Genomic DNA, 1279 nt, shown 5'->3' on the forward strand with positions numbered 1-1279 from the left:
ATTTTGGTGGACACCCAGTTAAGCCATAGATTGTCGCCGCAATTTATGACCAATACCTATTATGAGTAAAAGACGAACCTACAGCAAAGAATTTAAATTGGACGTGATCCAACAAAGTTATCAGCGGGATAATATCCGCGAGTTGGCCGATGAGTTAGGGATTGACCCGGGACTTATCTACGCTTGGCGATCGAAGTATAAAAAACAACCCCAGCAGGCCTTTCCGGGCAAAGGTATTCCTCAGCAGACGCCCGAAGAGAAAGAACTGGCCGAATTAAAGAAAGAACTGGCTGACGTGCGGATGGAGCGCGATATTCTAAAAAAGGCCATGGGCATCTTTACGAAGAAAAACAGGTAATCTTCGGGTTTATGGCTGAACACAGACACTTATTTCCCATTGTAAAGATGTCCGAGGTATTCAGGGTAAGCAGAAGTGGCTATTATAGCTGGATCAGTCGCGGCCTCTCCGATCGCGCCAAAGAAAACCGGCGTTTGAGGAGACGGATTAAGCAGATTTGGCTGAAATCGGGGAAGACCTACGGCAGTCCCCGTATTCACCAGCAACTGCTGCGGGATGGGGAAACCGTCGGCCGCCCAAGAGTGGCTCGGCTCATGAGGAAAGAAGGCATACAGAGCCAGATTCGTCCTAAATGGGTGGCAACCACGGATTCGAAACACCAGCTACCAGTAGCCCCGAATCGGTTAGACCAAGAGTTTACCGTCGGGCGATTGGGCCAGGTGTGGGTAAGTGACATCACCTATATCCCCAGCAGTCAAGGGTGGTTATACCTGACAACGATCATGGACCTGGCCGACCGCCAGATTCTGGGTTGGTCGCTCTCGGAAGGCATGCGAGCTGATCAAACCGTTATTCCAGCTTGGAAGCAGGCCTGCCAAAAGCGAGCTATCGACCAGAGGTTAATCTTCCATTCCGATCGTGGAATCCAATATGCTTGCCAGGAGTTTTGCAAGTTACTGGACGGCCGCCCGCTGGTCCATCAAAGCATGAGCCGCAAAGGCAACTGCTGGGATAACGCTCCGGCCGAGAGCTTCTTTAAAACCTTTAAAGCAGAACTACCGATAGAACCTAAGCACTACGGGTACCGAGAATTGCGAGGGGTAATCTTCCAATTTATCGAGATCTGGTATAACCGCCAGCGCTTGCATTCAACGCTGGACTACCGCACACCGGCGGAAATGCAAGAGTATTTAACCCAACAACAAGAACGGGCAGCATGATCTGGCTTAACGTACTGTCCATTTTTTTGTAGCAATTCCA

General features: G+C 50.0%; 2 protein-coding genes. Both read left to right on the top strand.

Going from position 1 to position 1279, the window contains the following annotated elements:
- The first annotated feature begins 61 nt into the window (after window positions 1-61).
- A complete protein-coding gene (locus tag J6I44_RS20495; RefSeq protein WP_265768138.1) occupies window positions 62-358 on the top strand; it encodes a transposase in 297 nt (98 codons plus the stop codon).
- An 11-nt stretch (window positions 359-369) separates the two neighbouring features.
- Window positions 370-1239 carry an IS3 family transposase gene (locus J6I44_RS20500; protein ID WP_265768139.1) on the top strand — a complete coding sequence of 290 codons (870 nt, stop codon included), beginning with the start codon at window positions 370-372 and terminating at the stop codon, window positions 1237-1239.
- Window positions 1240-1279 lie beyond the last annotated feature (40 nt).

The organism is Fodinibius salsisoli, assembly GCF_026229185.1.
In the GTDB taxonomy this organism is placed as follows: domain Bacteria; phylum Bacteroidota; class Rhodothermia; order Balneolales; family Balneolaceae; genus Fodinibius; species Fodinibius salsisoli.